This window comes from Serratia bockelmannii, from assembly GCF_008011855.1.
GTDB classification, from domain to species: Bacteria; Pseudomonadota; Gammaproteobacteria; order Enterobacterales; family Enterobacteriaceae; genus Serratia; species Serratia bockelmannii.
This window is the reverse complement of record NZ_VOUX01000004.1, coordinates 19327-42146: the sequence shown is the minus strand read 5'-3', so window position 1 is coordinate 42146 and position 22820 is coordinate 19327. Positions and strand designations below refer to the sequence as shown.

Below are 22820 nucleotides of genomic sequence, written 5' to 3'. Positions count from 1 at the left end.
CATGCGCGTTTTGCTGCCGTTTTTGGCGTTGTATCGCCGCCATAGCCTGCTGATTAGCCTGGGCATCCTTTTGGCGATCGTCACCCTGCTGGCCAGCATCGGCCTGCTGGCGCTTTCCGGCTGGTTCCTGGCCGCCTCTTCGCTGGCCGGATTGGCGGGCCTGCTGACCTTCAACTACATGCTGCCGGCCGCCGGCGTGCGCGGCGCGGCGATCTTCCGCACCGCCGGGCGCTACGCCGAGCGCGTGGTCAGCCACGACGCCACCTTCCGCGTGCTGTCGCACTTGCGAGTGTTCACCTTCAGCAAGATCCTGCCGCTGGCGCCGGGCGGCATCGCTCGCTTTCGCCAGGCCGACCTGCTCAACCGCCTGGTGGCGGACGTGGACACGCTGGATCACCTTTATCTGCGGGTGATCTCGCCGCTGATCAGCGCGGCGGTGGTGATCCTGGTGGTCACCTACGGCCTGAGCTGGCTGGATCCTGCGCTCGCCCTGACGTTGGGCGGCATTCTGTTGCTGCTGTTGCTGCTGGTGCCGCCGGTGTTCTACCGCGCCGGCAAACCGATCGGCGGCCAACTCACCGCGCTGCGCGGCCAATACCGTACCGACCTGACCGCCTGGCTGCAGGGGCAGGCGGAGCTGGTGGTGTTCGGCGCCGTCAACGACTTCCGCCAGACGCTGAACGCCACCGAACTGCTGTGGCAACGCCGCCAGTGGCAGCAGGCCTCGCTGAGCGGCAAGGCGCAGGCGCTGATGATCCTCGCCAGCGGTCTGACGGTGACGCTGCTGCTGTGGCTGACCGCCGCCGGCATCGGCGGCGATACCCAGCCCGGAGCCCTGATCGCGCTGTTTGTCTTCGCCGCACTGGCGTCGTTCGAAGCGCTGATGCCGGTCGCCGGTGCCTTCCAGCACCTCGGCCAGGTGATTGCCTCCGCCACGCGGGTCAAACAGATCATCGATCGTCAGCCGGAGGTCACCTTCCCGGCGGCCGGCCCGGCCGCGGCCGATCGCGCTCAGCTCAGCCTGCAGCAGCTGAGTTTCACCTATCCCGATCAGCCGCAGCCGGTGCTGCGCGACGTCACGCTCGAGGTCGCGGCCGGCGAACACATCGCCTTGCTCGGCCGCACCGGCTGCGGCAAGTCCACCCTGCTGCAGCTGCTGACCCGCGCCTGGCGCACCGACGGCGGCAACATTCTGCTCAACGGCGAACCGCTGGAGGATTATGATGAAACCACGCTGCGTCGGATGACCACGGTCGTCAGCCAGCGAGTGCATATCTTCAGCGATACGCTGCGGGAAAACCTGCGGTTGGCCGCACCGAATGCCGACGACGCTCGCCTGAGTGACGTACTGCAGCAGGTTGGGCTGGGCAAATTGCTGGACAGCGACGGCGGGCTGAACGCCTGGTTGGGCGAAGGCGGCCGGCAGCTGTCCGGCGGCGAACAGCGCCGACTGGGTATCGCCCGCGCGCTGCTGCATCCGGCCCCGCTGCTGCTGCTTGACGAACCGACCGAAGGGCTGGACGCCGAAACCGAACAGCAGATCCTGGCGCTGCTGCGCCGGCATTGTCAGGGCAAGACGCTGATCCTGGTGACGCACCGTTTGTACGGCCTGGAACATCTCGACCGCATTTGCGTAATGGATGACGGCCAAATTGTCGAACAGGGCGATCACGCCACCCTGATGCGCCAGCAGGGCCGCTATGCACGCTTTCGCAACCGTATCAGCAACCTGGCGCCGTAATCGGCCCGTAGAGGACGCAGAGACCTTGTATGCGCATCGTTAAGCTTTCCCCCCAGTCGCTGGCGTTTCCCTCGCCTGAGGGCGCCCTGCGCGATCCCAACGGCCTGCTGGCGATCGGCGGCGACCTCACGGCGCCGCGACTGTTGGCAGCCTACGAGCGCGGCATCTTCCCCTGGTACTCGCCGGGGGAAGCGATTCTGTGGTGGTCACCCGATCCGCGTGCGGTGCTGTTCCCTGCCGAATTTCATCTCAACCGCAGTCTGAAACGCTTTTTGCGCCACGATCCGTTTCGCATCACGCTCAATCACGATTTCGCCACGGTGATTGCCGCCTGCGCCCACCGGCCGGATGAAGGCACCTGGATCGGCCCGGAGGTGCAGCGTGCCTATCAGCATCTGCATCGCCTCGGCTACGCGCACTCGGTGGAGGTATGGCAGGATGATCAACTGGTCGGCGGCATGTACGGCGTGGCGCAGGGCGCGTTGTTCTGCGGCGAATCGATGTTCAGCCGCGTCACCAACGCCTCAAAATGCGCATTGATGGCCTTTTGCCGCCATTTTGCCGCTAATGGCGGGGAATTGATTGACTGCCAGGTGCTGAACGCTCACACTGCCCGCCTTGGCGCGCGTGAAATTCCGCGCCGTCAATTTTTGCAGCAGCTCAGCACCCTTCAACGGCGGCCTTTGACGTCGGCGTGCTGGGCGCCGCAAGTCATATCCCCACAGCCGGTTGAACCGCCCTCTCCAGTAAACTAATTGATGGAAACGGTGCAATGTTCACCGACACATCTTTACATAATGGGGGTTTTTCGGCATTATCTTGCCGGTTAAAAACTAAGGTAGTTAGACCTAGAGGATTCGATGGCCAAAGAAGACAATATTGAAATGCAGGGCACCGTTCTTGATACGCTGCCGAACACCATGTTCCGCGTTGAATTGGAAAACGGGCACGTGGTAACCGCACACATCTCCGGTAAAATGCGTAAAAACTATATCCGCATCCTGACGGGCGACAAAGTCACTGTAGAGCTGACCCCGTACGACCTGAGCAAAGGCCGCATTGTCTTCCGTAGCCGTTAATCGGCTCACCGCGCGCCACATGCTGGCGGCATCGAGGATGTAATCCCTCGGGAGCCCTTTCCGTTTACCCCCGCAGCGACGTTACACAACGGGTTGCAGGTGCGCAGGTAAACTGAGAGGGCTCACTCGTTTCTGTTGTACGGTGAATCTCACCCATAAAAAAAAGCGATGCCGAAGCATCGCTTTTTCTTTGCCTGAAGCGGCCTTAATGCACCGCACCCTCGTCCGCCTTGCGCTTGGCGGCACTGAGGAAGTGGTAGGTCAGCTGTTTCTTGTCCTTGTCCAGCTCGACCTTCACGGAACCGCCATCCACCAGCGAACCGAACAGCAGCTCGTTGGCCAACGGTTTCTTCAGGTTTTCCTGCATGACGCGCGCCATCGGACGAGCGCCCATCGCACGGTCGTAGCCCTTCACCGACAGCCAGTCGCGTGCTTCGTCGCTCACTTCCAGCGAGACGCCCTTCGCATCCAGCTGCGCCTGCAGTTCGACGATAAACTTGTCGACCACCTGCTGGATCACCTCGGTAGACAGATGGTTGAACCAGATGATGTTGTCCAGACGGTTGCGGAACTCTGGCGTAAACACCTTCTTGATCTCTTCCATCGCGTCGGTGCTGTTGTCCTGCTGCACCAGACCGATCGATTTGCGTTCGGTTTCCCGCACCCCGGCGTTGGTGGTCATCACCAGGATCACATTGCGGAAGTCCGCCTTGCGGCCGTTGTTGTCGGTCAGCGTGCCGTTGTCCATCACCTGCAGCAGCAGGTTGAACACGTCCGGGTGCGCCTTCTCGATCTCATCGAGCAGCACTACCGCATGCGGATGCTTGATCACCGCATCGGTCAGCAGCCCGCCCTGATCGTAACCGACATAGCCCGGAGGCGCGCCGATCAGACGGCTGACGGTATGCCGCTCCATGTACTCGGACATGTCGAAACGCAGCAGCTCGATATCCATCGCCTTGGCCAACTGTACGGTGACCTCAGTTTTCCCGACCCCGGTCGGCCCGGCGAACAGGAAGGAACCGACCGGCTTGCGCTCGTGGCCCAGACCGGCGCGGCTCATCTTGATGGCTTCCGTCAGCGCTTCGATCGCCTGATCCTGGCCGAATACCAGCATCTTCAAACGATCGCCCAGGTTTCTCAGCACGTCGCGATCGCTGGCCGACACGGTTTTCTCCGGGATACGAGCGATGCGCGCCACCACGGATTCGATATCGGCCACGTTGACGGTTTTCTTGCGCTTGCTGGCCGGCATCAGTCGGCTGCGGGCGCCCGCCTCGTCGATCACGTCGATCGCTTTGTCCGGCAGATGACGATCGTTGATGTATTTCACCGACAGCTCCACCGCGGCGCGGATCGCCTTGGCGGTATAACGCACGTCGTGATGCGCTTCATATTTGGTCTTCAGGCCGTTGATGATCTGAACGGTCTCTTCCGCCGTCGGTTCAGTGATATCGATCTTCTGGAAACGGCGCGCCAAAGCGCGATCCTTTTCGAAGATGTTGCTGAACTCCTGGTAGGTGGTCGAGCCGATCACCCGGATCTTGCCGCTCGACAGCAGCGGTTTGATCAGGTTGGCGGCATCCACTTGCCCGCCGGAAGCCGCACCGGCACCGATGATGGTGTGAATTTCATCGATGAACAGGATGCTGTTCTGATCCTGTTCCAGCTGCTTGAGCAGCGCCTTGAAGCGTTTCTCGAAGTCGCCGCGGTATTTGGTGCCGGCCAGCAGTGAACCGATATCCAGCGAATACAGCGTGCAGTCCGCCATCACTTCCGGCACGTCGCCCTGCACGATACGCCAGGCCAGGCCTTCGGCGATGGCGGTCTTGCCCACGCCGGATTCGCCGACCAACAGCGGGTTGTTTTTACGACGACGGCACAGCACCTGAATCGCGCGCTCCAGCTCACGATCGCGGCCGATCAACGGATCGATGCCGCCCACACGGGCCAACTGATTGAGGTTGGTGGTGAAGTTTTCCATACGGTCTTCCCCTCCGGACTGCTCTTCGTTCACCGGGTTTTCCGCATTCGGCGCTTGGCCCGGCTCGTCTTTACGCGTGCCATGTGAAATGAAGTTCACCACGTCGAGACGGCTGACGTCGTGCTTGCGCAGCAGATAAGCCGCCTGCGACTCCTGCTCGCTGAAGATGGCCACCAACACGTTGGCGCCGGACACTTCGCTGCGGCCGGAAGATTGCACATGGAAGACCGCACGCTGCAACACGCGCTGGAAGCTGAGCGTCGGCTGAGTGTCGCGCTCTTCTTCGCCGGCGGGCAGCGTCGGTGTGGTTTGTTCGATGAAGGCTTCCAGCTCCTGGCGCAACGCGGCCAGATCCACCGTACATGCCTCAAGCGCTTCTCGCGCGGCAGGGTTGCTCAGCAACGCCAGCAACAGGTGCTCCACGGTCATAAACTCGTGTCTGTGCTCACGCGCCCTGGCGAAAGCCATGTTGAGACTGAGTTCCAGTTCTTGATTGAGCATAAGCACCTCCCCAATAGATTGCCTTATTCAGGCTTTTTCCAGCGTACAAAGCAACGGATGCTCGTTCTCCCTTGCGTACCGGTTCACATGGACGACTTTGGTTTCCGCCACCTCGGCGGTAAAAACACCACAGATCGCCTTGCCTTGATAGTGGACCGTGAGCATCAGTTGCGTTGCGCGTTCAATATCATAAGAAAAGAACTTTTGCAGAACGTCAATCACAAATTCCATCGGTGTGTAATCGTCGTTGTTAAGTATAACTTTATACATAGACGGCGGTTTTACCGCATCGATTTGTTTTTCTTCGGCCAAGTGTTCAAAATTTAGCCAGTCGTTGTTATTGCCCATCGCTGCTCATCTTCTCTGCTCTGCCCTCTGATATGGGGGCAGGTTTCGGTTATTCAAAGTGGGGATAGTTACTATTTTATCATCTTCGGCATCGTCCCGCCGCACTGTAACGTGCGCAAAAAAACGGGCCAATTGTGACTGAATCGTGGCAATAGCGTTACCTGCTTCAAACTTTGGTGAACTGCTCCCCGCCGACAAAAGCCGATCCCTTGACGCCCCGATCATTTGCTCTAGAGTGTAAATTCGTGGCTGGTGGTCTTTTAACCACCCCTTGTCCACCCTGCTACCCGCCTACGGCGGGTGCGAATTCAGTTATTCATCTCACTTAAAATAGCGTTGCGAGGGATGTAAAAGCATGGAGACGGGTACTGTTAAATGGTTTAACAACGCCAAAGGCTTTGGCTTCATCTGCCCAGCCGGCGGTGGCGAAGATATTTTCGCGCATTACTCCACCATCAAGATGGATGGTTACAGAACGTTGAAGGCAGGCCAGCAGGTCAGCTTCGACGTGCATCAAGGGCCAAAAGGGAACCATGCCAGTCTTATTGTGCCGGTGGAAAGCGAGGCGCTGTCCTAAACGCTTCCGGCAGCGTCGCGCTGCATTGACCCTGACTGCGATAAAAATGCCAGCCGCCGTGTGACTGGCATTTTTTATGCCTTTTACTTACTCGCGCGCCAGCGCATCGATCGGATTCAGCCGCGCGGCATTGCGCGCCGGCAGATAGCCGAACACCACGCCGATACCGGTGGAACAGAGGAACGCGCTCAGCAACGCCGCCGGCGGGAAGCTGATCTGCCAGCCCGGCAATACCAGCTGCACCGCCAGGCCGATGGCGAACGACAGCGTAATCCCCAGCGCGCCCCCCACCAGGCAGACCAACACCGCCTCGATCAAGAACTGCTGCAACACGTCGCCGGAACGGGCGCCCACCGCCATGCGGATGCCAATCTCGCGCGTGCGCTCGGTCACCGACACCAGCATGATGTTCATCACGCCGATGCCGCCGACCACCAGCGAAATCACCGCCACCAGCGTCAGGAACAGCTGCAGCGTGCGGGTGGTTTTCTCTGCGGTTTGCACCAGGTTGTCCATGTTATAGGTGAAGAAGTCCTTTTTGCCGTGGCGCAGCGTCAACAGGCGTGACAGCTGCTGTTCCGCTTCCTTGCTGTCGTAGCCGTCGCGAATGCGCACGGTGATCGAGTCGAAATAATTGTTGCCCATCAGCCGGTTGGCCATGGTGCTGTAAGGCACCCACACGTTCAGCGTCTTGCTGCTGCCGAACATCGACTGCTTCTCTTTAGCCACGCCGACCACCGTCGCCGGCATGTTGCCCACCAGGATCACCTCGCCCACCACGTTTTTCTGGTGCGGGAACAGCCGCCGTTGGGTATTGGCGTCGATCACCACCGTCTGCGCCTGAGACTGCACCTGCAGCGGATCGATGCCGACGCCCTGGGTAAAGCTCATACCGTACACGCGGAAGAACTGTTCGCTGACGCCGTTGACATTGGCCGCCGCGTCGACGTTACCCAGCCGCAGCCGCATGCTGCTGCTGATGCTCGGCGACAGCGCGCTGATATACGGTTGTTCGCGCAGCGCATCGAGATCGCCGTATTTCAGCGATTGCCGGTAGGTAGGATCGTCGTCGCCGAAGTCCTTGCCGGGGTAAATGTCGACGGTGTTGGTGCCGATGGATTTGATGTCCGCCAGCACCATCTGCTTGGCGGCGTCGCCGATCACCAGGATCGATACCACCGAGGCGATGCCGATAATGATGCCGAGCATGGTCAGCGCGGTGCGCATCTTGTTGGCCGCCATCGCACGCCAGGCCATCACCAGCGCTTCGCGAAAGCGGCCGCCCATCTGCCGCCAGGAAGGCGCCGCGGCGGCCAGCGCCAGCGGCTTGGCCTGGGTATCCTCCGGCGGCGCCGGACGCGAGTCGGCAATGATTTCGCCGTCGCGGATCTCGATGATCCGCTCCGCCTGGCGCGCCACCGCTGGATCGTGGGTCACCAGGATCACCGTGTGGCCCTGGGCGCACAGCTGTTTGAGGATCGCCATCACCTCTTCGCCGGAGTGGCTGTCGAGCGCGCCGGTCGGTTCATCCGCCAGGATCACCTGCCCGCCGTTCATCAACGCGCGGGCGATACTGACGCGCTGCTGCTGGCCACCGGAAAGCTGGCTCGGCCGGTAGTTGACGCGCTCCCCCAGCCCCAGGCGCCGCAACAGCGCCTCCGCCCGTTCGCGCCGCGCCGCTTTGCCCAGCCCCGCGTACACCGCCGGCACCTCGACGTTATGCGCCGCACTCAGGTGCGGCAGCAGATGATAACGCTGGAAAATAAAGCCAAAATGTTCGCGCCGCAGCTGCGCCAGCGCATCGTCGCTCAGCGTCGCCACATCCTGTCCGGCCACCCGATAGACCCCGGCGCTCGGCTTGTCCAGACAGCCCAGAATGTTCATCAGCGTCGATTTGCCGGAGCCGGAGGCCCCCATGATCGCCACCATTTCCCCGGCGTCGATGCTCAGACTGATCCCCTTCAGCACCTCCACCGTCTGCTCGCCGGAACGGTAGCTGCGGCGAATGCCGCTCAGCTGTAACAGCGCCGCCATCAGCCGGCCTCCACGCCGCCGCGGCTGACAATCACCTCATCGCCCGCCTCAAGCCCGCTGAGGATTTGCACATCGATATTGTTGCGCAGACCGATAGCCACCTCACGCTTCTCTTCCTTGCCCTGTTTCAGCACCGAGACGTGGTAGCGATTGTCGGCGATCTGGTCACCCAACGCCGCCAGCGGGATCACCAGCGCCTGCTCGACGCCGGCCAGCTGAATATGCACCTGCGCCGTCATTTGCAAGCGCAGCAGCCTTTCCGGGTTGGGCACTTCGAAACGCGCATAATAGAAGATGGCATTATTGACCTTTTCCGGCGTCGGCTGAATGTCTTTCAGCACGCCGTCGAAGCGCCGAGTCGGATCGCCCAGCACCGTGAACCAGGCCTTCTGACCCGGTTTGAGGTTAATGACGTCGGCCTCCGAGACCTGCGCCTTCACCAGCATGGTGCCGAGATCCGCCAACGTCAGAATGTTCGGCGCCTGTTGCGCCGCGATCACCGTCTGGCCCTGCAGCGTGGTGATCTGCACCACGTCGCCGTCCATCGGGGCTTCGATGCGGGTGTAGGCCAGGTTGATCTTGGCGGTATCCAGGCTGGCCTGGTTGCGGGCGATCTGCGCATTGATGGTGCCCACCTGCGCTTTCTTCACCGCCAACTGCGTCGCCGCCTGATCCAGATCCTGACGCGATACCGCCTGCAGTTTGGCCAGCGCCTGGTTGCGCTGCAGCGTGACCGCCGCCAATTGCTGCTCGGCCTGTGCCTGCAGCAGCTGCGCATGCAGCTCGCGCAGCGTCGCCTCGCCTTCGCGAATGCTGTTCTGCGCCTGTTGCGGATCGATAACCCCCAGCAACTGGCCTTTTTTCACCTTGTCGCCGATCTCGACATACAGCTTTTCCAACTGCCCGCTGACCTGCGCGCCGACGTCAACCTTGCGCACCGCGTCCAGCTGGCCGGTCGCCAACACGTTCTGCTGCAGATCGCGCTTGGTGACCTTTACCGTTTTGAAAGCGGTTGGCGCCGGATGGCGGAAGTGCCAAACGGCCGCCGCGGCAATCGCCGCAATCACCGCCAGTGCGAGTATCCAGCGGCGTTTGTGTCCTTTAAACCCTGTCAAAATTGACCTGCCTGTGCTTGTGAATATCGACCGCCCATTGCGGCGGCGGAGCTAAATTAGCACGCACCGTAGGGAATAACTAAACCTTAGCTCAACACAATGTGGAGACACGCCTGGTTACAGTTCAGCATTGAACTCTCGTTTAGTGAAGCCTTGATGAAATAGCGCCATTCAACACAGCCAAGGATTTCATCATGTCACAGCTCAGCTACCCACTCACCTCCGCCCGGCCGCTTAACGGCTGGCAACTGATGACGGCGCTGATCAATGGCGAAAAGGCGCCAAGCAACGCCTGGAAAAAAACCTCGTTTCGCCTGAAGTTTCTCGGCCGCTCGCTGCTCAACTGGCGCACCACCAGCGGCCTGCTCAGCACCCTGGCCAGCAACCCGCTGCTGGAGGAGATCCTGAGCGCGCAGCCGAACCTGCCGTGCAAGCTGCATCGCCCCTACCTGGCAGCCAACATGAGCAAGATCGAATGCCTGTTCGCCCTGCGCGATCATTACGATCTCATCGTGCAGCGCATGCCGCTAAAGATGCGTCTCGGCCACCTCGGCCCACAGCCTTTCGTGCTGGCCCGCGCGATGGGCAAAAACGAAGCGCCGATCACGCTGGAACTGGCGGCGATCGACAAACTGAATAAGGAAGGGGAAGCCACGCTGCTGCTGCGCAACGCCAACGGCGTGATGCTGGCGGAGATCACCTTTGCGCTGATGCATTATCAGCAGCAGCCGACGCTGTTCATCGGCGGCCTGCAGGGCGCGAACCATGAGGTGCCGCACGCCGAGATCCAGCACACCACCAAAGAGTGCCACGGTCTGTTCCCCAAACGGCTGGTGCTGGAAGGCATTTGCACGCTGGCGCGGCACCTCGGCATACGCCAGATCGTAGCCGTCGGCAATGCCACCCATATCTATCAAAACTGGCGTTACCAGAGTAAGAAGAAGGATCAACTGCACGCCGATTACGATCAGTTCTGGCTGTCGATGGGCGCCAAACCGCTCGACAGCGGCTATTTCCTGCTGCCCGAACGCATCGCCCGCAAACCTATCGAAGAGGTTGCCAGCAAGAAGCGCGCCGAGTATCGCCGTCGCTATCAGTTGCTGGACGAGCTGGAACAGGGATTGGCGGCGCATTTCTGCGCCCGATAACGCCCGGCGGGCCGTCAGTCCGCCCGGCCGCGCGCCAGCCAGATCACCCGTGAGAACATTTTCTTCAGCAGCGGCGGCACCGAGTCCGTGCCCCATTCGCCGGCCTGCATCGCGACCTCGATCGCCAGATCCGGCTTCGACGAGTGGTGGACCGCTTTCAGGATCACCTTGCGCACCGGCATCTGCGCGTTGATCGGCACCGACGCCATTCGGTGATAGACCGGGGCGAACCCTTCACGGAACATGAAGTGTTCCATGTCCGGCGCCGGCAGCGCGGTCAGCCGATCGCGTTCGTTGTCTTCATGATTGTCCAGCAGGCTGCGTACGGTGTTGGCGTACTTTTTGCCCGCCTCATCGCCGTCCACCAGCGCATGCCACTCGATGCCCATGCGGCGGGCGAAGCGCAGCAGCGGCTTCAGGCCGCACTGAGCGAACTCGATGACCCTCACCCCTTCCGCCTCGAAATGGTAGCCGCACTGGCGCGCCAGCTCGTTCAGCAGCCACACTTCGGTTTCGCCCTCCACCAGCAGCCAGCAGCGGGCGAACAGCGACGACGGCCGGTTGAAACGGATGTGAAACGCAATGCGCCGCCCGTCTTCGGCGCTCAACCCGCGCGGCCCGAGACGGTAGGTCGCGACCCGGCCCGACTCGCGCACCAGCCGGCAGACGTGCTCCACCGGCACCAGCGACACCAATTCGCTGGAGTTGGTGGTGGTGATGCGCTGCAGCGGCAGCTGATTGAGCAGCCCCCAGGCCACCGACAGCATGATCGGGTGCAGGCGAGTTTCCGGGTCTTCCACCAGCAGCAGCGGCCGGGCGTGCGGATCCAGCTTGACGTCGCCCTTGGCCTGCAGCAGGGTGGAAAACATGCCCAGCAGGATCAGGCGCATGCTGCGGCTGTTCGGTTCGGCCACCATGCGGTTGATGCCGTCCAGCGCACGCCAGGCGTCCTGCTCCGGTTCACCGCCGCGGCGGCGTGGCCGCGCCACCTGCGAACTCTGCTCGGCAAAATAGTGCTCCAGCAGCTGCTGCATCGCCGCCAGCCCCTGACGCAGCTCGCCGTTGGTCAGCTTCTGCGGATTGCGCACCAGCTCGCGCGTCAGCTGATCCAGCTGCTGCGCCAACGCCTGCGTATCGGGTTTGCGTTCATCGCCGAGGCTGCTGGGGCGCAGGCGGCGAATAAAGCGCGCGTCGCGCAGGCGCAGTACCGGATGAATGCGGATGATGGCGTGGGCCAGCTGTTCGATATGGTGCAATTGAAAGGCATTGCCGTCGGCGTCGAGAAAACCGCGCCAGGTGCACACCGTGCCGTCGTCGGCCAGCTCGCCCTCGCAGCGGTAATGAATGCGGCTCAGGCCATCCTCGCCCTTGACCCACAGCGGCGTCAGGTGGCGATAACGCGGTAGGTGCGCATGACCGATGTCTTTTTCGCAGAAGGTGAACACCACCTGCAGGTGGCGCTCTTTGGCCGACTCTTCACCGGGGGGGAAATGGAAATCGTGCGCTTCAAACCGATACAGCTTCTGCTCCGGCGCCAGCAACAGCGTCAGCGCATCCAGCAAGCTGGATTTACCCCAGGCGTTTTCACCGAGCAACAGCGTGTTGTCGTCCAGCATCAGGGACAGCCGGTTAATGCCGCGAAAACCTACAATTTCGATACGCTCCAAGAACATCCGCCGCCTCCCGTGCGCGCCGTCGCCTCTTCAATGAGGTGACCTTCACAGAGCATGGTCAAAAAACCCCTTGCAGGTCAAGCGGCCAACGTCAAATCTGCCGCTTTACTCCGGCCGGGCTTTTGGTTAGCGTGTGCTCCTCGCCGCCGTTCGGCGCGTTTCAAAACTCAAGGACACAAGCTGCACCATGTATTCAGGACTGTTGATTATTCTGTTACCGCTGATTGTCGGTTACCTCATTCCCTTACGCCATCGCCCGCTGCTGGTGCTGATCAACCGGCTGCTCAGCTGGATGGTGTACGTGATCCTGTTTTTCATGGGTATCAGCCTGGCGTTTATGGAGGATCTCAGCAGCAACCTGGTGCTGATCTTCCAGTACAGCGCGGTGTTCTTCTTCTGTATTCTCTGCGCCAACCTGCTGTTGCTGGCGCTGCTGGAGCGGCGCATGCCGTGGCGCAGCAGCCATAAACAGGAAAAGTTACCTTCACGCGTGCACATGGCGCTGGAGTCGCTCAAGCTGTGCGGCGTGGTGCTCGGCGGCTTCCTGCTCGGCCTGACGCAGTGGCAATGGCTGCAGTTCGCCCATAAAGGCAGCGAATATGCGCTGATCTTCCTGCTGTTGCTGGTCGGCATTCAGCTGCGTAACAGCGGCATGACGCTGCGCCAGATCGTGCTCAACCGCCGCGGCACGCTGGTGGCGCTGGTGGTGACCGTCGCGTCGCTGGCCGGCGGCGCGCTGGCGGCTCAGCTGCTGGGGCTGCCGGTCAAGGCCGGGCTGGCGATGGCCTCCGGCTTCGGCTGGTATTCGCTATCGGGTATTCTGATTACCGACGCCTACGGCCCGGTGATGGGCAGCGCCGCATTCTTCAACGATCTGGCGCGCGAGCTGGTGGCGATCATGCTGATCCCGACGCTGGTGCGCCGCAGCCGTTCCACCGCCCTCGGCCTGTGCGGCGCCACCTCGATGGACTTCACCCTGCCGGTGCTGCAGCGCAGCGGCGGGCTGGACATGGTGCCGCCCGCCATCGTACACGGCTTCCTGCTGAGCCTGCTGGCGCCGGTGCTGATCGCCCTGTTCTCCTGATCCTTTTCCCTGGGGGCCGGCCGGCCCCCAAAGCGTAATAATTCCCATCCGCACGGCAAAATTGCGCTAAATCAAACTTGCCCGCAGTAGTCGCACAAAAGCCTTTTGCAACCCCGATCGCCGATCTATGCTTTTAAACAAGCATTACAAATGCAACTTTAAAAATAAAAGGAAGCGACTATGTTCTGTGTGCAATGTGAACAAACCATCCGTACCCCGGCAGGCAACGGCTGCGCGTATGCTCAGGGCATGTGCGGCAAAACGGCGGAAACCTCCGATCTGCAGGATCTGCTGGTGGCGGCGCTGCAGGGACTCTCCGCCTGGGCGCTGCAGGCGCGTTCGCTGGGCATCGTCGACCACGAGATCGACAGCTTCGCCCCGCGCGCCTTCTTCTCCACCCTGACCAACGTCAACTTCGACTCCCAGCGCATCATCGGCTACGCGCGGGAAACCCTGCTGCTGCGCGACTCGCTGGCCGCCCGTTGCCGGCTGCTGGATGCCGGCGTGCGCGTCGATCACCCGATGGCGGCGCTGCAGCTGGCCGGCAACGATATGCCTGCGCTGCTGCAGCAGGCGGCGCAGTTTGCCCTCAACAGCGACAAGGCCGAGGTCGGCGACGACGTACACGGTTTGCGCATGCTGTGCCTGTACGGCCTGAAAGGCGCGGCGGCCTATATGGAACACGCGCACGTGCTCGGCCAGTTCGACGAGCAACTCTATGCCGACTACCACGCCTTTATGGCCTGGCTCGGCACCCGGCCACGCGACGTCGACACCCTGCTGAACAACGCCATGGGCATCGGCAAGATGAACTTCAACGTGATGGCGATCCTCGATCGCGGTGAGACCCAGGCCTACGGCGATCCGCAGCCCAGCGCAGTCAACGTGCGCCCGGTGGCCGGGAAAGCCATTCTGATTTCCGGCCACGATCTGAAAGATCTGCGCATGCTGCTCGAACAAACCGAAGGGCAAAACGTCAACGTCTACACCCACGGTGAAATGCTGCCGGCTCACGGCTATCCGGAACTGAAAAAATTCAAACATCTGGTGGGCAACTACGGCAGCGGCTGGCAGAACCAGCAGACGGAATTCGCCAAATTCCCCGGCCCGATCGTGATGACCTCCAACTGTATCATCGATCCTAACGTCGGCAACTACGGCGATCGCATCTGGACCCGCAGTATCGTCGGCTGGCCGGGCGTCAACCATCTGGAAGGCGACGACTTCGGCGCCGTGATCCGCCAGGCTCAGGGCATGAACGGCTTCCCTTACACCGAGATTGAGCACCTGATCACCGTTGGCTTCGGCCGCCAGACGCTGCTGAACGCCGCCGACACGGTCATCGACCTGGTGTCGCAGAAAAAACTGCGCCACGTCTTCCTGGTGGGCGGCTGCGACGGCAGCCGCGACGAGCGCAGCTACTTCACCGACTTCGCCCGCAGCGTGCCGCAAGACTGCCTGATCATGACGCTGGCCTGCGGCAAGTACCGTTTCAACAAGCTGGACTTCGGCACGCTAGAAGGGTTGCCGCGCCTGCTGGACGTCGGCCAGTGCAACGACGCCTACTCCGCCATCATGCTGGCGGTCAAGCTGGCGGATACGCTCGGCTGCAGCGTCAACGAGCTGCCGCTCAGCCTGGTGCTGTCGTGGTTTGAACAGAAGGCGATCGTCATTCTGCTGACGCTGCTGTCGCTGGGGGTGAAAAACATCGTCACCGGCCCGACCGCGCCGGGCTTCCTGACCGACAACCTGATGGCGATCCTCAACGAGAAATTCGGCCTGCGTCCGATCACCACCGTCGAGCAGGATATTGCAGCGCTGCTCGCCTGATGCCGTTACGTTATGGGGCCGCCTGCGCCGGCCCCTTTGTTTTTTGAGGTGCCCCGATGACTCAACCCACTCCGCTTTGCCCGAACCGCATGCAGGTGCATTCCATCCAGCGTGAAACCGCCGACGTCTGGACGCTGAACCTGATCTGCGACGTTTTCTACCCTTACCAGGCTGGCCAGTTCGCGCTGGTCAGCATTCGCAACAGCGAGGAGACGTTGCGCGCCTATACGCTCTCCTCCTCGCCCGGCCAGAGCCGCTTTCTCAGCATCAGCGTGCGCTGCCTGCCGGACGGCATCGGGTCGCGCTGGCTGACGCAAGAGGTCAAGCCCGGCAACACGCTGTGGCTGTCCGACGCGCAGGGCGAATTCAGCTGCGAGCGCCACCCGGCCGATCGTTATCTGATGCTGGCCGCCGGCTGCGGCGTGACGCCGATCGTCTCGATGTGCCGCTGGCTGACCGCTAACCGTCCGGCCTGCGATATCGCCGTGATCTTTAACGTACGCACCCCCACCGACACGATTTTCGCCGATCAATGGCGCGCGCTGTGTGCCGCCTATCCGCAGCTGCGCCTGACGCTGATGGCCGAGCAGGATCTGCAACCCGGCTACCTCAGCGGCCGTATCGATGAACATGCGCTGCGGCAGGCGGCGCCGGATATCGCCGAACGCACGGTGATGACCTGCGGCCCTGCACCCTACATGGACCACGTGGAGCAGCTGTGCCGCCGGCTCGGCGTGCCGGCCGAGCATTTCCATAAAGAGCAGTTCCACACGCCGACGGCGCAGGCCGACACCACCGAAGGACTGACGCTGCGCGCCGCGCGCCCGCTGCGCGAATTCCGCGTGCCGGTCGGCAGCACGCTGCTGGCGGCGATGGAGGCCAATGCCCTGCCGGTCAACGCCGCCTGCCGCGCCGGGGTGTGCGGCTCGTGCAAAACCCGCATCCTCGAGGGCGACTACACCACCACCAGCACCATGACGCTGAGCGCGGAAGAGATAGCGCAAGGCTACGTGCTGGCCTGCAGTTGCCAGTTGCAGGGTGACGTCACGCTGGCGTGATCCCCTGGCCCCATCGCCGCGATGGGGCATTTATCGGCAAGTTCCCCGTGGCCAGCCCAGTTACACTGCTTCCCGTCCTACGCTCTTTACCCTTCCTAACCGCATCTCGTCCACAGCCGGTAAGCTATGCTTGCAGTTGTTCTGCTGACACTCACCGGATCGAGTCCACATCGTTTTTCAAACCATGTTTGGGGGAACCATGAAGCAAACCGTAGCCACACTGATCGCCAAAACGCTGGATCAAGCCGGCGTAAAACGCATTTGGGGCGTAACCGGCGATTCGCTCAACGGCCTCAGCGACAGCCTGCACCGCATGGGCACCATCGAATGGCTGGGCACCCGCCATGAAGAGGTGGCCGCCTTCGCCGCCGGTGCCGAAGCCCAGCTCACCGGCCAGTTGGCGGTGTGCGCCGGTTCCTGCGGCCCCGGCAACCTGCATCTGATCAACGGCCTGTTCGACTGTCACCGCAACCATGTGCCGGTGCTGGCGATCGCCGCACACATTCCTTCCAGCGAAATCGGCAGCGGCTACTTCCAGGAAACCCATCCGCAGGAGCTGTTCCGCGAATGCAGCCACTATTGCGAACTGGTCTCCAACCCTGAACAGCTGCCGCGCGTACTGGAGATCGCCATGCGCAAGGCGATCCTCAATCGCGGCGTCTCGGTGGTCGTCTTACCGGGCGACGTGGCGCTGCGCATGGCGCCGGAAGACGCGACGCTGACCTGGCATACCCCGGCGCTGCCGCTGGTGCAGCCGCCGATGAGCGAGTTGAACAAGCTGGCGGAAACGCTGAACAAGGCGAAGAACATCACCCTGATGTGCGGCAGCGGCTGCGCCGGCGCGCACGATGAAGTGGTCAAGCTGGCCGAGCTGCTGCAGGCGCCGGTGGTGCACGCGCTGCGCGGCAAAGAGCATATCGAATGGGACAACCCCTACAGCGTCGGCATGACCGGGCTGATCGGTTTCTCTTCCGGCTACCACGCGATGATGAACGCCGACACGCTGGTGCTGCTCGGCACCCAGTTCCCCTATCGCGCGTTCTACCCCACCAACGCCAACATCATTCAGATCGACATCAACCCCGGCAGCATCGGCGCGCACTGCCCAGTCAATATGGCGCTGGTGGGCGATATCCACACCACCCTCACCGCCCTGCTGCCGCAGCTGGAGCCCAAGCGCGACCGGGCGTTCCTCGACAAGGCGCTGGAGCATTATCGCAACGCGCGTAAGGATCTCGACGGGCTGGCGACCGCCAACGACGACCAGCCGATCCACCCACAATATCTGGCGCAGCAGCTCAGCCAGTACGCCAGCGACGACGCCATCTTCACCTGCGACGTCGGCACGCCGACGGTGTGGGCCGCCCGTTACGTGAAAATGAACGGCAAGCGTCGCCTGCTCGGCTCGTTCAACCACGGTTCGATGGCCAACGCCATGCCGCAGGCGATAGGTGCCCAGGCCACCGCGCCGGATAAACAGGTGATCGCCATGTGCGGCGACGGTGGCTTCACCATGCTGATGGGGGATTTCCTGTCGCTGGCGCAGCTCAAATTGCCGGTGAAAATCGTGGTGTTCAACAACAGCGTGCTGGGGTTCGTGGCGATGGAGATGAAGGCCGGCGGCTACCTGACCGACGGCACCGATCTGCATAATCCGGACTTCGCGGCGATCGCCAACGCCGCCGGCATCAAGGGCATCCGCGTGGAAAAAGCGTCGGATCTGGACGGCGCGCTGCAGGAGATGTTGGCGCATCCCGGCCCGGCGCTGCTGGACGTGGTCACCGCCAAGCAAGAGCTGGCGATGCCGCCGCAGATCAAGTTCGAACAGGCGAAAGGCTTCAGCCTGTACATGCTGCGCGCCATCATCAACGGCCGCGGCGACGAAGTGGTCGAGCTGGCGAAAACCAACTGGCTGCGCTAAGCAAGCTGCCCCGGTGAAATAAAGGGTATATGATGCCATGTACCCTTTTCCTCTCCCTTATATTGCAGGAACCCTATGCTTATCGATCTACGCAGCGACACCGTCACCCGCCCCAGCGCCGCCATGCGCCAGGCGATGGCTCAGGCAGAGGTCGGCGACGACGTCTATGGCGATGACCCGACGGTCAACGCGCTGGAGGCCGAGGCGGTGCGCCTGTCGGGCAAAGAGGCGGCGCTGTTTTTTCCCAGCGGCACCCAGGCCAACCTGGTGGCGCTGCTGAGCCACTGCCAGCGCGGCGACGAGTATCTGGTCGGCCAACAGGCGCACAACTATAAATACGAGGCCGGCGGCGCAGCGGTGCTGGGCAGCATCCAGCCACAGCCAATCGAGGCTGACGCGGACGGCACGCTGCCGCTGGACAAGCTCGCCGCCGCTATCAAACCCGACGATATCCACTTCGCCCGCACTCGGCTGCTGAGCCTGGAAAACACCATCAGCGGCCGAGTTTTGCCGCAGGCCTACCTGCAGCAGGCGTGGCAATTTACCCGCGAGCGGCAGCTGACGCTGCATATCGACGGCGCACGCATCTTTAACGCCGCCGTGGCGCTGAACCTGCCGCTGAAAGAGATCGTGCAATACTGCGACACCTTCACCATTTGCCTGTCAAAAGGATTGGGTGCGCCGGTCGGATCGCTGCTGTGCGGCAGCGAGGCCTTTATTCAGCGCGCGCTGCGTTGGCGCAAGATGACGGGCGGCGGGCTGCGTCAGGCCGGCATCCTGGCGGCGGCCGGTCTTTACGCGTTGGAGCATAACGTCGCGCGGCTGCGCGAAGACCATGACAACGCGGTCTGGCTGGAGCAGCAGCTGCGGCAGATCGGCGTAGAGATCGCCGAACCCGGCGCGCAGACCAACGTGCTGTACCTGCGCCAACCGCCGGCGCTGGCGGCCAAACTCGGTCCGTGGATGCGCGAACGTGGCGTGCTGATCAGCAGCGGCCCGCTGACACGCATTCTGACCCACCTCGACGTCAGCCGTCAGGATCTGCAGCGGGTAGTTGAGCTGTGGCGGGAGTTTCTTCAGCAGCACGCCTGATTTCCCTCCCCGGTGCGCCGAGGAGCCTCTTATCGCCCGCCGATGGCGTCGACAAAGCGGCGGGTGATCTGTTGCGGGCGGGTAATGGCGCCCCCTACCACCACCGCATGCGCCCCCAACCTCAGGCAGCGCGCGGCCATCGCCGGCGTTTCGACATTGCCTTCGGCGATGACCGGCACCGATACCGCCGCCAGCACCGCACGCAGAAAGCTGAAATCGTTATCCGCCAATCGGGCGCCCCGGCTTTCAGCGGTATAGCCGTACAGCGTGGTGCCCACACAGTCGAAGCCCAGCCTGGCGGCCTCTTGCGCCTCCTCCAGAGTGGCGATGTCCGCCATCAGCAACAGCCGGGGATACCTGGCGCGGATCGCGGCGACCAACGCCGCCAGCTGCAACTCCCCCGGCCGCGGGTGGCCAGTGGCGTCCAGCGCGATCATCTGCGGCGCCGCCGCCATCAACTCATCGATTTCGCGCAGGGTCGGCGTGATATACACGTCGCTGCCCGCATAATCGCGCTTTATGATGCCGATGACCGGCAGCGCCACCGTGCGCATGATAGCGTTGACGTCTTCGACGCCGTTGGCGCGGATCGCCGCCGCGCCGCCTTGCTCGGCCGCCAGCGCCATGCGCGACATGATAAAATCGCTGTGCAGCGGCTCGTCGTCCAGCGCCTGGCAAGACACCACCAGGCGCCCCTCAATCTGCTGCAAAATGGAAAGCGTCATAAATCCAACAACTCCTCGACTTCGTTTTTAATGATGGTGACGTGCGGGCCGTAGATCACCTGAACACCGTTGCCGCGAACGATAACCGCCCGTGCGCCGCTGGCCTTCAGCCCGCTTTCGTCCAGCAACCGGCTCTGCTTCACCGTCACGCGCAACCGCGTGGCGCAACAATCCAGTTCGACGATATTCTCTTTGCCGCCCAGCGCCGCCAGCACCTGCTGCGAGCGTTCGGTGCCCGTCATCACCGCTTCCGGCGCAGTTTCCGCCTCGCGCCCCGGCGTTTTAAATTTGAAGCGCAGGATCAGGAAACGGAACGTGAAGTAGTACAGAAAGAACCAAGGCACACCGACCAGCGGGACGTACATCCAGTGGGTTTTCGCTTCACCCTGCAGCACGCCGAACAGCATGAAATCGATAAAGCCGCCGGAGAACGTCTGGCCGATGGTGATATGCAGGATGTGAGCGATCATGAACGCCAGGCCGTCGAACAGCGCGTGCACCACGTACAGCGCCGGCGCGACAAACAGAAACGAGAATTCGATAGGTTCGGTGATGCCGGTCAGAAACGAGGTCAGCGCCGCCGACAGCAACAGTCCGCCGACGCGTTTGCGGTTCTCGGGACGCGCACTCTGGTACATCGCCAGGCAGGCGCCGACCAGGCCGAACATCATGGTGATAAAACGGCCGGACATGAAACGCGCCGTGCCAATGTAGAACTGCTGAGTATTCGGGTCGGCCAACTGGGCGAAGAAAATGCGTTGTGTGCCTTCCACCAGCTGTCCGTTGATCACTTCGCTGCCGCCAAGCGCGGTGGTCCAAAACGGTAGATAGAAGATGTGATGCAGGCCGAACGGCCCGAGCATGCGCAATACGAAGCCGTAGATAAAGGTCCCGAGATAGCCGCTGGCGTCTACCAGACCGCCCATGCCGAAGATCAACTGTTGGAAATGCGGCCACACCACCGTCATCAGGGCACCGACCGCCATCGCCGCCAGCGAGCTGACGATCGGCACAAAGCGCGAGCCACCAAAAAAACCCAGGAACGGTGGCAGCGCTATCTTGTTATAGCGGCCGTGCAGATACCAGGTCACCAAACCGATGACCACTCCGCCGAACACCCCGGTCTCCAACGTCTGGATCCCGAGAATCGTTCCCTGCCCCACCGCGCCCGCGTTCTGCGTGGCCAGCGTACCGTTGATTTTCAACAGCGCATTGATGGTGGCGTTCATTACCAGATAGGCGATCAGCGAAGCCAGCCCCGCCGTGCCCTTGTCGCTTTTGGCCAGCCCCACCGCCACGCCGACCGCGAACAAGACCGCCAGGTTGGCGAACACGATAGCACCGGCACTGGCCATCACGGTAAATATACTTTGCAACCAGCCGACATCGAGGAAGGGATACGCCTCGACGGTATTGGGATTGGACAGCGCACCGCCGATCCCCAACAGCAGGCCGGCCGCCGGCAGCACGGCGATCGGCAGCATGAACGACTTGCCGAACAGCTGGGCTTTTTCGAACCAACCGCCGGAGCGCGGCAATTCTGGTGTTGACATAAATTTTCCCCCGACATCATTTTTATGATGAAAATTTTTACCACATTAAAATTAATTTAATGAAAATTTTATTCATAACGATGATCGGCTTCACAATCCGTCGATTTCACTGGCGAGCCGCGGCGTCTTTCCGCCACAATAGAAACGGGAATACTCAGAAAGGTAACGTGATGAATACAGGCAACTTGTTATTGCGGCTGCGGCAGGATTTGGCGGGGTACAGCCCCACGCTGCAAAAGCTCGGCAACTATCTTCTTGCGGAGCCTTCCCGCGCCGTTTACCTGACCATCACCGAACTGGCGCGTGAAAGCGCCACCAGCGAAGCCAGCGTCACACGGCTGTGCCGCCATCTCGGCTGCAAAGGCTATACCGAATTTAAAATGGCGCTGGCCCTCAGCTTGCAACAAAGCCAGCCGGAAGCGGCGACGCGCCAAAGCGCGGCGGAAAATTTGGTGGAAGAGAGCGTACAGGCGCTGCGGGATACCGGCGCGCTGTTGGATCCGCAGGCGCTGCAACAGGCGGCGGACAGCCTACAGCGTTGCGCTTCGGTGCAGATTTACGGCGTCGCCGCCAGCGCCATCATCGGCGACTTCCTGCACTACAAGCTGTTGCGCCTCGGCAAACCGGCGCAGCTGTTCAGCGACATGCACCGGGCGGCGATGAATGCAGCCTCGCTGAGTGAGCGGGATCTGCTGATCGTCATCTCCAGCTCCGGCTCAACCAAGGACGTGCTGCATGCGGTGACGTTGGCCAAAGGGCGCGGCGCACGCGTGATCGCCGTCAGCAATACCCAACGCAGCCCGCTGGCCAAGATGGCGGATACGCTGCTGGTGGCGGCTAAACCGGAAGGGCCGCTGACCGCTGGCGCCCTGCCGGCCAAGGTCGGCGCCATGCTGCTGGTGGAGTTGATGATCGCCGAACTGACTCAGCGCGATCCCGCCTACGCTCAGGCGATGCAGGCCACCGCCAGCGCGACTCTGCCGCTGCTGCTGTAGTCAGAAGATCCAGCGGCCGTAAACCCAGTACCACAGCCCCAGCACCGCCGCCAGATTGAGCGCCACGCTGAGGATGAACCAGGTTTTAAACGGCTGCTTCTGGGTTTTGTGGCGAAACAGCTGTTGCGCCAGCAGCGCGCCCAACCAGCCGCCCAGCGCGCCGAACAGCAACAGCGTCGCCTCCGGCACCCGTCGCCACCCTTTGCGCGCCGCCAGCTTATCGCCGCCGTAGATCAGAAACGTCAGCAGGTTGGCCAGCAACAACCACATCCACACCGGATGCGGCGAGAACACACTGGCGATCAGCGCCAGGCCCAGCAGGGCGTAACAAATCACATTGAGCTTCATGGCATCCGGTTTTT

The 22820-nt window shown here is 62.0% G+C and carries 19 protein-coding genes; 11 read left to right on the top strand and 8 right to left on the bottom strand.

What is annotated here, in order from left to right; all coding sequences use genetic code 11:
* Nucleotide 1 precedes the first annotated feature (1 nt).
* The 3 genes from cydC to infA all read left to right on the top strand — a co-directional run bounded on the left by cydC (nucleotide 2) and on the right by infA (nucleotide 2820).
* On the top strand, nucleotides 2-1741 hold the full coding sequence (gene cydC / locus FOT55_RS07605) for a heme ABC transporter ATP-binding protein/permease CydC (RefSeq protein ID WP_147823320.1): 1740 nt from the start codon (nucleotides 2-4) through the stop codon (nucleotides 1739-1741).
* A gap of 29 nt (nucleotides 1742-1770) precedes the next feature.
* Nucleotides 1771-2496, top strand: a complete 726-nt coding sequence (aat, locus tag FOT55_RS07600) for a leucyl/phenylalanyl-tRNA--protein transferase (RefSeq protein ID WP_147823319.1) — start codon at nucleotides 1771-1773, stop codon at nucleotides 2494-2496.
* Nucleotides 2497-2601: 105 nt separating this feature from the next.
* Nucleotides 2602-2820 carry a translation initiation factor IF-1 gene (gene infA, locus FOT55_RS07595; RefSeq protein WP_002211347.1) on the top strand — a complete coding sequence of 73 codons (219 nt, stop codon included), beginning with the start codon at nucleotides 2602-2604 and terminating at the stop codon, nucleotides 2818-2820.
* Nucleotides 2821-3025: 205 nt separating this feature from the next.
* Here infA and clpA read toward each other — a convergent pair whose 3' ends face one another.
* A complete protein-coding gene (clpA, locus tag FOT55_RS07590) occupies nucleotides 3026-5305 on the bottom strand; it encodes an ATP-dependent Clp protease ATP-binding subunit ClpA (RefSeq protein ID WP_025302261.1) in 2280 nt (759 codons plus the stop codon).
* 27 nt (nucleotides 5306-5332) lie between these two features.
* Nucleotides 5333-5653, bottom strand: a complete 321-nt coding sequence (clpS, locus tag FOT55_RS07585) for an ATP-dependent Clp protease adapter ClpS (RefSeq protein WP_004928347.1) — start codon at nucleotides 5651-5653, stop codon at nucleotides 5333-5335.
* Between the two features lie 355 nt (nucleotides 5654-6008).
* Between clpS and cspD the strand changes: the two genes are divergently transcribed.
* Nucleotides 6009-6230: a cold shock-like protein CspD gene (cspD, locus tag FOT55_RS07580; RefSeq protein ID WP_004928349.1), complete on the top strand. Its 222-nt coding sequence runs from the start codon at nucleotides 6009-6011 to the stop codon at nucleotides 6228-6230.
* Nucleotides 6231-6317: 87 nt separating this feature from the next.
* Here the strand turns inward: cspD and macB are convergent, their stop codons facing one another.
* Entirely contained in the window at nucleotides 6318-8264 is a 1947-nt protein-coding gene (macB, locus tag FOT55_RS07575) for a macrolide ABC transporter ATP-binding protein/permease MacB (RefSeq protein WP_147823318.1), read from the bottom strand.
* Nucleotides 8264-9379, bottom strand: a complete 1116-nt coding sequence (gene macA, locus FOT55_RS07570) for a macrolide transporter subunit MacA (protein WP_025302259.1) — start codon at nucleotides 9377-9379, stop codon at nucleotides 8264-8266. Before macA ends, macB begins: the two co-directional genes overlap by 1 nt.
* A gap of 194 nt (nucleotides 9380-9573) precedes the next feature.
* Here macA and FOT55_RS07565 point away from each other — a divergent pair, with 194 nt between their 5' ends.
* Nucleotides 9574-10527, top strand: coding sequence for a VirK/YbjX family protein (locus tag FOT55_RS07565; RefSeq protein WP_141997699.1), 954 nt, complete (start codon nucleotides 9574-9576; stop codon nucleotides 10525-10527).
* 14 nt (nucleotides 10528-10541) lie between these two features.
* Here the strand turns inward: FOT55_RS07565 and FOT55_RS07560 are convergent, their stop codons facing one another.
* Nucleotides 10542-12200 (bottom strand): ATP-dependent endonuclease, encoded by a 1659-nt coding sequence (locus FOT55_RS07560; protein ID WP_025302257.1) that lies wholly within the window; start codon nucleotides 12198-12200, stop codon nucleotides 10542-10544.
* 187 nt (nucleotides 12201-12387) lie between these two features.
* On the opposite strand from FOT55_RS07560, the gene FOT55_RS07555 reads away from it, so the two are divergent.
* The 5 genes from FOT55_RS07555 to ltaE all read left to right on the top strand — a co-directional run bounded on the left by FOT55_RS07555 (nucleotide 12388) and on the right by ltaE (nucleotide 19185).
* The gene (locus FOT55_RS07555; RefSeq protein WP_004928363.1) at nucleotides 12388-13284 is read left to right on the top strand and encodes a LysO family transporter; all 897 of its coding nucleotides are present in this window, start codon (nucleotides 12388-12390) and stop codon (nucleotides 13282-13284) included.
* 180 nt (nucleotides 13285-13464) lie between these two features.
* Entirely contained in the window at nucleotides 13465-15114 is a 1650-nt protein-coding gene (gene hcp / locus FOT55_RS07550) for a hydroxylamine reductase (protein WP_147823317.1), read from the top strand.
* A gap of 56 nt (nucleotides 15115-15170) precedes the next feature.
* Nucleotides 15171-16172: an NADH oxidoreductase gene (gene hcr, locus FOT55_RS07545; RefSeq protein ID WP_147823316.1), complete on the top strand. Its 1002-nt coding sequence runs from the start codon at nucleotides 15171-15173 to the stop codon at nucleotides 16170-16172.
* A gap of 199 nt (nucleotides 16173-16371) precedes the next feature.
* Nucleotides 16372-18093: a ubiquinone-dependent pyruvate dehydrogenase gene (poxB, locus tag FOT55_RS07540; protein ID WP_025302253.1), complete on the top strand. Its 1722-nt coding sequence runs from the start codon at nucleotides 16372-16374 to the stop codon at nucleotides 18091-18093.
* 75 nt (nucleotides 18094-18168) lie between these two features.
* The gene (gene ltaE, locus FOT55_RS07535; RefSeq protein ID WP_147823315.1) at nucleotides 18169-19185 is read left to right on the top strand and encodes a low-specificity L-threonine aldolase; all 1017 of its coding nucleotides are present in this window, start codon (nucleotides 18169-18171) and stop codon (nucleotides 19183-19185) included.
* A 29-nt stretch (nucleotides 19186-19214) separates the two neighbouring features.
* On the opposite strand, the gene FOT55_RS07530 is transcribed toward ltaE, so the two are convergent.
* Both FOT55_RS07530 and FOT55_RS07525 read right to left on the bottom strand, forming a co-directional pair.
* Nucleotides 19215-19910: an N-acetylmannosamine-6-phosphate 2-epimerase gene (locus tag FOT55_RS07530; protein WP_147823314.1), complete on the bottom strand. Its 696-nt coding sequence runs from the start codon at nucleotides 19908-19910 to the stop codon at nucleotides 19215-19217.
* The gene (locus FOT55_RS07525) at nucleotides 19907-21463 is read right to left on the bottom strand and encodes a PTS transporter subunit EIIC (protein WP_025302250.1); all 1557 of its coding nucleotides are present in this window, start codon (nucleotides 21461-21463) and stop codon (nucleotides 19907-19909) included. Before FOT55_RS07525 ends, FOT55_RS07530 begins: the two co-directional genes overlap by 4 nt.
* Before the next feature lie 167 nt (nucleotides 21464-21630).
* Between FOT55_RS07525 and FOT55_RS07520 the strand changes: the two genes are divergently transcribed.
* Nucleotides 21631-22458 (top strand): MurR/RpiR family transcriptional regulator, encoded by an 828-nt coding sequence (locus FOT55_RS07520; protein WP_025302249.1) that lies wholly within the window; start codon nucleotides 21631-21633, stop codon nucleotides 22456-22458.
* Here FOT55_RS07520 and FOT55_RS07515 read toward each other — a convergent pair whose 3' ends face one another.
* Nucleotides 22459-22806 carry a DUF1294 domain-containing protein gene (locus FOT55_RS07515; protein WP_025302248.1) on the bottom strand — a complete coding sequence of 116 codons (348 nt, stop codon included), beginning with the start codon at nucleotides 22804-22806 and terminating at the stop codon, nucleotides 22459-22461. It abuts the gene before it with no gap.
* Between the last annotated feature and the right edge of the window lie 14 nt (nucleotides 22807-22820).

What these genes read in the sequence shown, in the direction of transcription:
- FOT55_RS07555 (WP_004928363.1), top strand. Translation starts at nt 12,388, where the DNA reads ATGTATTCAGGACTGTTGATTATTCTGTTACCGCTGATTGTCGGTTAC.
- ltaE (WP_147823315.1), top strand. Translation starts at nt 18,169, where the DNA reads ATGCTTATCGATCTACGCAGCGACACCGTCACCCGCCCCAGCGCCGCC.
- aat (WP_147823319.1), top strand. Translation starts at nt 1,771, where the DNA reads ATGCGCATCGTTAAGCTTTCCCCCCAGTCGCTGGCGTTTCCCTCGCCT.
- macB (WP_147823318.1), bottom strand. Translation starts at nt 8,264, where the DNA reads ATGGCGGCGCTGTTACAGCTGAGCGGCATTCGCCGCAGCTACCGTTCC.
- clpA (WP_025302261.1), bottom strand. Translation starts at nt 5,305, where the DNA reads ATGCTCAATCAAGAACTGGAACTCAGTCTCAACATGGCTTTCGCCAGG.
- FOT55_RS07560 (WP_025302257.1), bottom strand. Translation starts at nt 12,200, where the DNA reads ATGTTCTTGGAGCGTATCGAAATTGTAGGTTTTCGCGGCATTAACCGG.
- FOT55_RS07515 (WP_025302248.1), bottom strand. Translation starts at nt 22,806, where the DNA reads ATGAAGCTCAATGTGATTTGTTACGCCCTGCTGGGCCTGGCGCTGATC.
- poxB (WP_025302253.1), top strand. Translation starts at nt 16,372, where the DNA reads ATGAAGCAAACCGTAGCCACACTGATCGCCAAAACGCTGGATCAAGCC.
- clpS (WP_004928347.1), bottom strand. Translation starts at nt 5,653, where the DNA reads ATGGGCAATAACAACGACTGGCTAAATTTTGAACACTTGGCCGAAGAA.
- hcr (WP_147823316.1), top strand. Translation starts at nt 15,171, where the DNA reads ATGACTCAACCCACTCCGCTTTGCCCGAACCGCATGCAGGTGCATTCC.
- hcp (WP_147823317.1), top strand. Translation starts at nt 13,465, where the DNA reads ATGTTCTGTGTGCAATGTGAACAAACCATCCGTACCCCGGCAGGCAAC.
- infA (WP_002211347.1), top strand. Translation starts at nt 2,602, where the DNA reads ATGGCCAAAGAAGACAATATTGAAATGCAGGGCACCGTTCTTGATACG.
- FOT55_RS07530 (WP_147823314.1), bottom strand. Translation starts at nt 19,910, where the DNA reads ATGACGCTTTCCATTTTGCAGCAGATTGAGGGGCGCCTGGTGGTGTCT.
- cydC (WP_147823320.1), top strand. Translation starts at nt 2, where the DNA reads ATGCGCGTTTTGCTGCCGTTTTTGGCGTTGTATCGCCGCCATAGCCTG.
- FOT55_RS07565 (WP_141997699.1), top strand. Translation starts at nt 9,574, where the DNA reads ATGTCACAGCTCAGCTACCCACTCACCTCCGCCCGGCCGCTTAACGGC.
- FOT55_RS07525 (WP_025302250.1), bottom strand. Translation starts at nt 21,463, where the DNA reads ATGTCAACACCAGAATTGCCGCGCTCCGGCGGTTGGTTCGAAAAAGCC.
- cspD (WP_004928349.1), top strand. Translation starts at nt 6,009, where the DNA reads ATGGAGACGGGTACTGTTAAATGGTTTAACAACGCCAAAGGCTTTGGC.